At 43.6% G+C, this 8,760-nt stretch carries 8 protein-coding genes; all 8 read right to left on the reverse strand.

The features are described from left to right. Nucleotides 1-2,259, reverse strand: a 2,259-nt coding sequence (gene smc, locus KHB02_RS16470; RefSeq protein ID WP_241113900.1) for a chromosome segregation protein SMC, incomplete at its 3' end; no start/stop codon positions are given. Nucleotides 2,260-2,310: 51 nt separating this feature from the next. Then, nucleotides 2,311-3,057, reverse strand: a complete 747-nt coding sequence (gene rnc, locus KHB02_RS16475) for a ribonuclease III (RefSeq protein ID WP_213140791.1) — start codon at nucleotides 3,055-3,057, stop codon at nucleotides 2,311-2,313. A gap of 152 nt (nucleotides 3,058-3,209) precedes the next feature. Next, complete coding sequence (acpP, locus tag KHB02_RS16480; RefSeq protein ID WP_213116358.1) at nucleotides 3,210-3,443, reverse strand: acyl carrier protein; 234 nt, start codon at nucleotides 3,441-3,443, stop codon at nucleotides 3,210-3,212. Between the two features lie 186 nt (nucleotides 3,444-3,629). Beyond that, nucleotides 3,630-4,373: a 3-oxoacyl-[acyl-carrier-protein] reductase gene (fabG, locus tag KHB02_RS16485; protein WP_213140792.1), complete on the reverse strand. Its 744-nt coding sequence runs from the start codon at nucleotides 4,371-4,373 to the stop codon at nucleotides 3,630-3,632. Beyond that, nucleotides 4,370-5,317, reverse strand: a complete 948-nt coding sequence (gene fabD / locus KHB02_RS16490; protein ID WP_213140793.1) for an ACP S-malonyltransferase — start codon at nucleotides 5,315-5,317, stop codon at nucleotides 4,370-4,372. Before fabD ends, fabG begins: the two co-directional genes overlap by 4 nt. Nucleotides 5,318-5,330: 13 nt before the next feature. Next, nucleotides 5,331-6,332 carry a phosphate acyltransferase PlsX gene (gene plsX / locus KHB02_RS16495; RefSeq protein ID WP_213140794.1) on the reverse strand — a complete coding sequence of 334 codons (1,002 nt, stop codon included), beginning with the start codon at nucleotides 6,330-6,332 and terminating at the stop codon, nucleotides 5,331-5,333. Nucleotides 6,333-6,344: 12 nt separating this feature from the next. Then, nucleotides 6,345-6,911, reverse strand: coding sequence for a transcription factor FapR (gene fapR / locus KHB02_RS16500; protein ID WP_213116362.1), 567 nt, complete (start codon nucleotides 6,909-6,911; stop codon nucleotides 6,345-6,347). 101 nt (nucleotides 6,912-7,012) lie between these two features. Then, a partial coding sequence (gene recG / locus KHB02_RS16505; protein ID WP_241113901.1) for an ATP-dependent DNA helicase RecG occupies nucleotides 7,013-8,760 on the reverse strand: 1,748 nt, incomplete at its 5' end.

Genomic DNA, 8,760 nt, shown 5'->3' on the forward strand with positions numbered 1-8,760 from the left:
ATAAATGGCCAGTCGGTCATTAATATTCTTTTCTTCAAGCTCCGCTTCTCGTAAATCCCCTTTAATCGACTGCTCCGATAGTCTTAAATCCTCCCCGGATTTGCGGATTTCCTCAAGCGCAGCTTCTGAGGTCTGCACTTCCTCTTTCAGGGATTTAACGGTCTTCTCTAACTCAGCCGTTTTATCTTCCATGATGACCAGTTTTTCTTTTAAACCCTCTAGCTCTGTTTTTCGTGATAATAAAGATGAACTTTTTTGTTTGACGGCACCACCTGTCATCGAACCGCCAGGATTTACGACGTCCCCGTCTAGGGTTACCAGGCGTACCCGATATTGCAGCATCTTTGCCAGTTCATTAGCCCCTTTTAGGTCCTTTGCGATGACTACATTACCAAGAAGATTATTCATAACCTCTGCATATTTCCCGTCAAACTGAACGAGGCTTACTGCCGTTCCAATTAAAGCTGGATGGTGTTGTATTAAATTCAATTGAGCCGCTGATAAGGGCCTTCCTTTAATGACCGTTAATGGTAAGAAGGTGGCGCGGCCAAAAGAATTTTGTTTAAGGTATCCAATTGCTTTGCGGGCGTTTTCCTCAGTATCTACGACGATATGCTGTAGAGCTCCTCCGAAGGCTGTTTCTAGAGCTATTTCATATTCCTTCGGAACAGTGACGAGTTCAGCAACGGCACCTTCAATGCCGGCAAGCTTTTTTCCACGCTCCTTAAGGATTTCCTTAACCCCTTGAAAAAAGCCTGCAAAATCCTCTTCCATTTCTTCGAGCATTTCTTTTTTTGATTTTGCCTGCTGAAGCAGCTGATATGCTTGGTATAATGTTTTTTCTTGTTTTTGATAATTGGCCCTGAGTGACTCCAGCTTTCGCTGCTGCTCGCGGAACGTGACAACCTGTGCTTCCAGCTTAGCCTGAATGTCAACTAATGAAGACTGAACCTGCTGCTTTTTAGTTAGGGCCGTCTCCCGTTCTAACAGGAATTTTTCATTTTCCGCATCAAGCCGCGTACTTTTATGATCCTGCTGCTCAAGCTGTTCGTTGATGTATTTCCACTCATTTTTAGCACCGGCCTGCTCATTTAACAGGTCAATATACTCACTCTTTAAGCTATCAATTTTCTCATCTAAATTTTCCGCAAACAAATGAAGCTTCTCTTGCTTTTCCTTCAGTTGGGCCTGCAAGTCCTTAACCTGTTTCTCCAATGTGTTGAAAGTCTCAATTTGCAAGTCCCGGGCACCTGACAGCTCGGCGATACGATTCGTTAAATCATTGATATTTTGCTTGAGCTGATCTTTATTTTGCGATGCGTTTTTCTTCCGTTCTTTCAGGACCTCCTTACGCCCTTCAAGCTTTTCAAGCTCTTCACTGGCATGAAGGAGGACATTCTGAAGGTCGGTTATCGACTCATCCAACGCAGCAATTTGATCCCTTATTTCAACAATCTTTGCTTCTTTTAGCTGCAAATTCGAAGAAATCCCAAGTTCTTCGTGTTGATGTTCATCAAGCTGTTTCGAAAGGCTTTCCCACTTTTGATGGAGGTCTTCAATTTCATACACCGTCAACGAAACCTCGAATTTTTCAAGCTCTTCCTTTTTCTCCAAATAGTCTTTGGCCATGGATGCCTGAATTTTTAATGGTTCTACCTGGCTTTCCAGCTCAAATAAAATGTCATGAACCCGATTGAGGTTCTCCTGGGTTTCCGAAAGCTTCAATTCAGCCTTTTTTTTGCGGTTTTTATATTTTAATACCCCGGCCGCTTCCTCAAAAATAGTCCTTCGGTCTTCAGCCTTGCTGTTTAAAATTTCTTCTACCTTTCCTTGGCTTATGATTGAGAAGGCTTCCCTGCCAAGCCCGGAATCCATGAATAAATCAATAATATCCTTTAACCTGCAGTGCTGTTTATTAATATAAAAATCGCTATCCCCTGAGCGAGTAACCCTTCTCGTGACACTTACTTCGTTATAATCAATCGAGAGTCCCTGATCCTGATTATCTAATGTCAAGGTTACTTCGGCAAAATTGACCGCTTTTCGCGTATCGCTGCCGGCAAAGATGATGTCCTCCATTTTGCTGCCTCTTAGTGATTTGGCCGATTGCTCCCCCAACACCCAGCGGATGGCATCGGTAATATTACTTTTGCCGCTCCCATTTGGACCAACCACTGCGGTAATGCCAGGGACAAACTCCACGCCAACTCGCTCCGCAAAGGATTTAAAGCCAATAATGTCCAACCGTTTTAAAAACATTCATTAATCCTCCTAAAATGCCCGGGGATTTCTCCTCAAAAACTTCTTTTGTTAATTCTGGGCTGACTCATTTTTCAACATTTGTAGTGCCATTTGAGCGGCATGCTGTTCTGCTTCCTTTTTCGACCTTCCTGTACCTACGCCAAGCTCAGCGCCGTTTAAGGTCACTTTAGAGACAAACTCCTTATTATGGGCAGGGCCTTTTTCTTGAAGGACACAATATTCAATCATGCCTGATCCATCTCTTTGGATTAGCTCCTGCAATTGGCTTTTAAAATCCATCACATGAGAAAAAGCACCAGCATCAATTTTAGGAAAAACGACCTTTTCAAGAAACTGAATAACCACTTCGATTCCTTTATCCAAATAGAGAGCGCCGATAAACGCTTCAAACACATCGGCCAAAAGAGCAGGGCGCTCCCTGCCGCCGGTCATTTCTTCACCCTTGCCAAGCAAGATTAGTTTGCCAAAATGAAGTTCATTCGCAAATGCTACCAGGGATGGTTCACATACTATGGCAGCTCTAAGCTTGGTCAATTCTCCTTCGGTCATAGTCGGATATTTTTTAAAAAGGAATTGGGAGATCGTCAGTTCCAGCACAGCGTCTCCTAAAAATTCGAGCCTCTCATTATCTTCAAAAGGTTTTCTGCGATGCTCATTCACATATGATGAATGGGTGAAAGCCTGTTTTAGTAATTTTTCGTTTTCAAATATGACACCGATTGAATTTTGCAGTTCCTTAAATTGTTTTTCGTTTGCGCGATTGTTTATTTCTTTTTCCTTCCAGTTCTTGCGCATTAAATTCTCCACCTTGTTTCCAATTTGCATAGCCTAAGTTTAAGTAATTTACGTTTAAAACGCAAAGAAACTTGGCAAATGTTGTGCCAAGTTCTATATTACAGAATAAAGCTCCGTTTGAAAACGGAGCTTTAGGAATTATTCCAAGAAGATTACTTTTGGCTTTCTATGTAGGTCACAGCATCACCAACAGTGCTGATTTTTTCGGCATCTTCGTCGGAAATTTCCATATCGAATTCATCTTCTAATTCCATCACTAGTTCTACAACGTCAAGGGAATCTGCGCCAAGGTCGTCTTTGAAAGACGCTTCAAGTTTAACTTGAGATTCGTCTACTCCTAAACGGTCAACGATGATCTTTGTTACACGCTCTAATACTTCTGCCATCACTTTCACCTCCCCTCAAGTATTATAGTGATTTTCCTGAATGAATACAAATTGTTTTTTTTGTCCAGCTGCAGCGCCTAGGGGCTCGGGGTCATAAGCCAATCCGTCAAGAAGGCTAAAGAGCAGCCTTCTCGCCGGCTCGTCTTATGCCTGTCGCCCCTGATCAAGGCGCTTCCGCTTTTCTATTTACATTACCATGCCGCCGTTGATATGCAGCGTTTGTCCTGTAATGTATGCAGAATCATCGGAAGCAAGAAATGCTGCGGCTTTGGCGATGTCCTTTGGTTCGCCAAGTCTAGCTAACGGAATTTGTTTTAACATTTCCGTTTTTACATCCTCAGGCAGTTTATCGGTCATATCTGTTGTAATAAACCCTGGGGCGATCGCATTAACCGTAATATTGCGGGACGCCAGTTCCTTTGCGGTTGTTTTCGTTAAACCAATCACACCGGCTTTCGCTGCCACATAATTGGCCTGACCAGGATTTCCGCTTTCGCCGACAACAGAGGAAATATTAATAATTCTGCCAACCCGCTGTTTCATCATCTGTCTTGTAACAGCCTTTGTGACCAGGAAGACTCCCTTGAGATTAATATTGAGGACATCATCCCATTCTTCTTCCTTCATTCTCATTAACAAATTATCCCTTGTTATTCCAGCATTATTAACAAGGATGTCGAGCCTGCCAAATTGCTCAATAACCGCCTTGACCATTTCACTTACTTCTTCAGTATTTGAAACATTACATTTAATCGCGAAAGCTTCTTGGCCGAGAGCCTTAATCTCGTCGACAACTTCATTTGCCTTAGCTTCACTTCCGGAAAAATTAACCGCTACATTTGCTCCCTGCCTTGCCAATTCAAGAGCAATTTCCCTGCCGATTCCCCGTGATGCACCGGTAACGAGAGCAGTTTTTCCTGCTAAACTCATAGTTTTTCCTCCTTCAACGCGTCGATTACTGCGAGTGAACTTTCCTCATCTGATACAGAATAGATTTTCACCGTTTTATCGATTTTCTTGATCAAGCCGGAAAGAACCTTGCCCGGACCAATTTCAATAAAGGTGTCGACACCTAATTCAATCATTTTTTGAACAGAGTCTTCCCATAAAACAGGTGAATATAGCTGTTCAATTAATTTATCCTTTATTTCAGCCGAGGAGGTAACCGGTTCAGCCGATACATTGGCAACTACCGGTACCTCGGCATCATGCATATCGATTCCATCTAAAACTTCACGCAATTGTCCGGATGCAGGTTTCATCAGCGGTGAATGGAACGGACCACTCACTTCCAATGGCAGGACCCTCTTGGCACCTGCTTCTTTTGCTTTCGCTCCTGCATCTTCAACGCCTTTTTTGGATCCGGAAATGACAATCTGCCCTGGGCAATTTAAATTGGCAAGGGCCACCGGATTGCCCGCATTTGTCACTTCTTCGGTTACCGCAGCTAACTTATCCCGATCAAGACCAAGAACTGCCGCCATGGAGCCTTCCCCATTAGGCACGGCATTCTCCATGAACTCGCCTCTTTTTCTAACGGCATATACGCCTTCTTCAAAACTCATCACGCCTGCCGCCACAAGGGCTGTATACTCCCCTAAGCTGTGACCGGCGACAAAGTCTGGTTTAACCCCTGAATTTCGGAAGAACGATAAAACCGCCAAACTGGTGGTTAAAAGGGCTGGCTGTGTATTAATTGTCAGTGTCAAATCTTCTTTTGGCCCTTCAAAAATCAGCTGGCTCAAAGGGACTTTAAGAGTTTCATCCGCCTTTTTAAAATAGGACATCACTTCAGGATATTTTTCTGCCAGATCTTTACCCATTCCAACTGTTTGGGAACCTTGCCCAGGAAACACAAAAGCTATTTTACTCAAAATAAGAATCCCCCTATCGTACTATGGTTTCGTTATTTGCTTCGACGGTTTGTTTAATTAAGCCGACTACATCGTTAGTAACCATTTCTCTTGTCTGGCGGATGGCACTAAAGACAGCCTGGGCATTTGATGAACCGTGTGCCTTAATAACCGGTGCCTTTAGACCAAATAACCCTGCCCCGCCGTATTCTGAATAATCCAGCTTACCTTTCAACTGCATTAAATTCGGTTTTAAAACGGCTGCTGCCAGCTTGCTTGTAAAACTGCTCATCAGCGCTGTTTTCAACATCTTAAACATGGAAAGGGCCGTTCCCTCAATAGTTTTCAACACCATGTTACCTGTAAAACCATCCGTTACGACGACATCAGCGACGCCATCAAGCAGATCACGAGCCTCGACATTGCCAACAAAATTCAAATCTGACTGTTTTAAAAGATCAAAAGCATGTCTTGTTAGTTCATTGCCTTTCTTCTCTTCTGTGCCAATATTTAAAAGTCCGACACGTGGACTCTCAATCCCTCTTACTTTTTTACTATAAATGGAGCCCATGATGGCATACTGCACTAGATGTTCCGGTTTAGCATCGGCATTAGCGCCCACATCAAGCAATAAAAATCCTTCCCCACCAATGGTCGGTAAAGTTGGGGCTAAAGCAGGCCGGTCAATTCCTTCAATTCTTCCGACTACAAAAAGTCCGGCAGCCATGAGCGCACCTGTATTCCCCGCGGACAAACAGGCATCTGCTGCACCATCGGCAACTTGTTGGGCTGCCAGAACCATAGAGGCCGTTTTTTTGCGGCGGACTGCTCTTACCGGTTCATCTGTTCCGAGAATAACTTCTGTCGTATGTAAAACCGTAATCCGGTCATGTTTCTTTAATGTTTCGTTAATTTTATTTTCATCCCCGACAAGGGTAATATGTAAGTCTGGAAAGGTTTCTACAGCCTTCATGGCTCCCAAAACGATTTCCTTTGGGGCATTGTCTCCGCCCATTGCATCAATCGCAAGTTTCATATGTCTCATCCTTTAGTTGTTTTTCGAACGGTACATTTGAAAATCACCCGTAAAAACAAGTTCATTATTTACGAAGCTTGATACCTGGACCAACGTCCGACCAGTCACATCATCAATATTCATGACCCTTGCTTTGGCAATGACCCGTTCATTTAATCTCACGGAGCGCTTAAATTGGATGTTGGCTTTTGCTGTTAATGCTAATTCATCGTTAATGACCGCAACAGCAAGCGAATTTGCCTGGGCAAATAAGTGATGGCCCCGGGCAATTTGGTTTCGTTTAAAAACATGCTCCTCTTTTACATCAAAAATAGAGATGGCGCTCTGGTCTAGTTCCATATCAATGATTTCCCCGATTACCTCTTCAAGCGGAAGGGAACGAACCTCATCATCGAAACGTTTTTCTGCGACTGTTTTAATTCGTTCGCGAAGCTCGGGTATCGATAATTCCAGGCGGTCTAAGCGAATCGTTTGGACACTTACCTGAAACTTTTCAGCAAGCTCTTCATCGGTTATAAATGGATTTTCTTGAATGGTTGAGCTAAGCAGCTGCTGACGTTCTTTTTTGCTTCTTCTCATTTTTCACACCGTCCGAAAACTTATGACTAGGTACTAAGAGTAGTATAAAATTTAAAAAAGCAGATTGCAAGGATTAGTTTTCTCCTGCAGTCTGCTTTTTACTAATCCAGCTTCTCCCCTTCAAGGACACCGGCGTCTTCGAGGTATTGTCTTAAGGATTTATATTCTTCCGATTTCCAGAAGGTTTCGGATTGGATTAGGGTGGCGGCGTCGCTTCTGGCGGTTTCGAGGGCACGGTAGTCATGAACCATATCGGCTACTTTAAATTCTGGCATGCCGCTTTGTTTTTTGCCAAAAAAGTCTCCCGGTCCCCTTAGCTCCAAATCTTTTTCGCTTAATACAAAACCATCATTGGTTTCCGTCATGATCCGCATTCTTTCCTGGCCTGTCTCTGATTTTGGACTGGCCAGCAAAATGCAATAGGCTTGATCACTTCCCCGGCCAACACGGCCACGGAGCTGGTGAAGCTGGGAGAGACCAAATCTTTCAGCATCATAAATAACCATGACTGTTGCATTGGGCACATTCACGCCAACCTCAACTACAGTTGTCGAGACGAGCACTTGAACCTCGTTTGCACTGAACGCCTTCATAACGGAATCCTTTTCCTCAGAGCTTAATCTCCCATGCATCAGCCCTGCTGTAAAGCGATTTTGAAAATAACTGCTTAATGTTGCATGCACATCAATAGCATTTTGCACATCAAGCTTTTCCGATTCCTCAATTAATGGACAAATGACGTATGCCTGATGACCTTTCTGTAATTCTTTTTCTACAAATGCCAATACCCGTTCAAGCATTTCTGGTTTGGCCCAATAGGTTTCAATTGTTTTCCTGCCGGCAGGCATTTCGTCAATGATGGATACATCCATCTCGCCAAAAACGGTAATGGCAAGCGTCCGGGGTATCGGGGTGGCAGTCATGAACAGCACATCTGGATTTTCTCCCTTTTCCCTCAGGACACGGCGCTGCTCCACACCGAAGCGATGCTGCTCATCAGTAATAACAAAACCTAATTTCTGAAATGTTACCTCATCCTGAATTAGAGCATGTGTCCCTATTAAGATATCAATATTTCCCTCCGTAAGCTTCTCAAGGATTTCCCGGCGGCGCTTTCCTTTTATGGAGCTTGTCAGCAATTCACATTTTACTCCAAATGGTTCCAATAAGGTTTTCAATGATTCTGCATGCTGTTCGGCCAATATTTCCGTCGGTACCATCAGCGCTCCCTGATAGCCTGAAGTAACACTTGCGTACAGACCAACCGCTGCCACCACCGTTTTTCCTGATCCAACATCTCCCTGCAGCAGGCGGTTCATTCGATAAGGCGACTTAAGATCGGATAGTATTTCATTTACAACTCGTTTCTGGGCATTTGTTAATGGGAACGGCAGGCGGGCGATGAATTCCTTCAATTTCCCAAGGTCATAGTTTTGGCTGATTCCGGGTGAATGCTCACGCTCAAACTTCCGAAGTGCCTGCATTTTTAGCTGAAAGATTAGAAATTCCTCGTACACAAAGCGCCGTCTTGCCTGCTTTAAATCCTCCCCGCCGCCTGGAAAATGCATCGCTTTTATGGCATCTCTCCGGTTTAAAAGCCGATATTTTGTTATGAAGTAATCCGGCAGCGTTTCATCAATATAAGCTCCAAATTGTTGAAAAGCTAAGTTAATAAATTTACGCATGCCCTTTGTTGTCAGTCTTCCTTTAAGAGAATATACAGGTTCAAAATCTTTACCTTTCGCATTTTCCCCCATCTGGAGTTCACTGGCATTAATCGTCTGCCGATGAGCATCCCACTTTCCTGTAATTGTTAACGTTTCATTGATGGTGATTTTATTTTTTAAAT

This window comes from Neobacillus citreus, from assembly GCF_018343545.2.
Taxonomy (GTDB): Bacteria; Bacillota; Bacilli; order Bacillales; family Cytobacillaceae; genus Neobacillus; species Neobacillus citreus.

What these genes read in the sequence shown, in the direction of transcription:
- plsX (WP_213140794.1), bottom strand. Translation starts at nt 6,332, where the DNA reads ATGAAACTTGCGATTGATGCAATGGGCGGAGACAATGCCCCAAAGGAA.
- fabG (WP_213140792.1), bottom strand. Translation starts at nt 4,373, where the DNA reads ATGAGTTTAGCAGGAAAAACTGCTCTCGTTACCGGTGCATCACGGGGA.
- rnc (WP_213140791.1), bottom strand. Translation starts at nt 3,057, where the DNA reads ATGCGCAAGAACTGGAAGGAAAAAGAAATAAACAATCGCGCAAACGAA.
- acpP (WP_213116358.1), bottom strand. Translation starts at nt 3,443, where the DNA reads ATGGCAGAAGTATTAGAGCGTGTAACAAAGATCATCGTTGACCGTTTA.
- fapR (WP_213116362.1), bottom strand. Translation starts at nt 6,911, where the DNA reads ATGAGAAGAAGCAAAAAAGAACGTCAGCAGCTGCTTAGCTCAACCATT.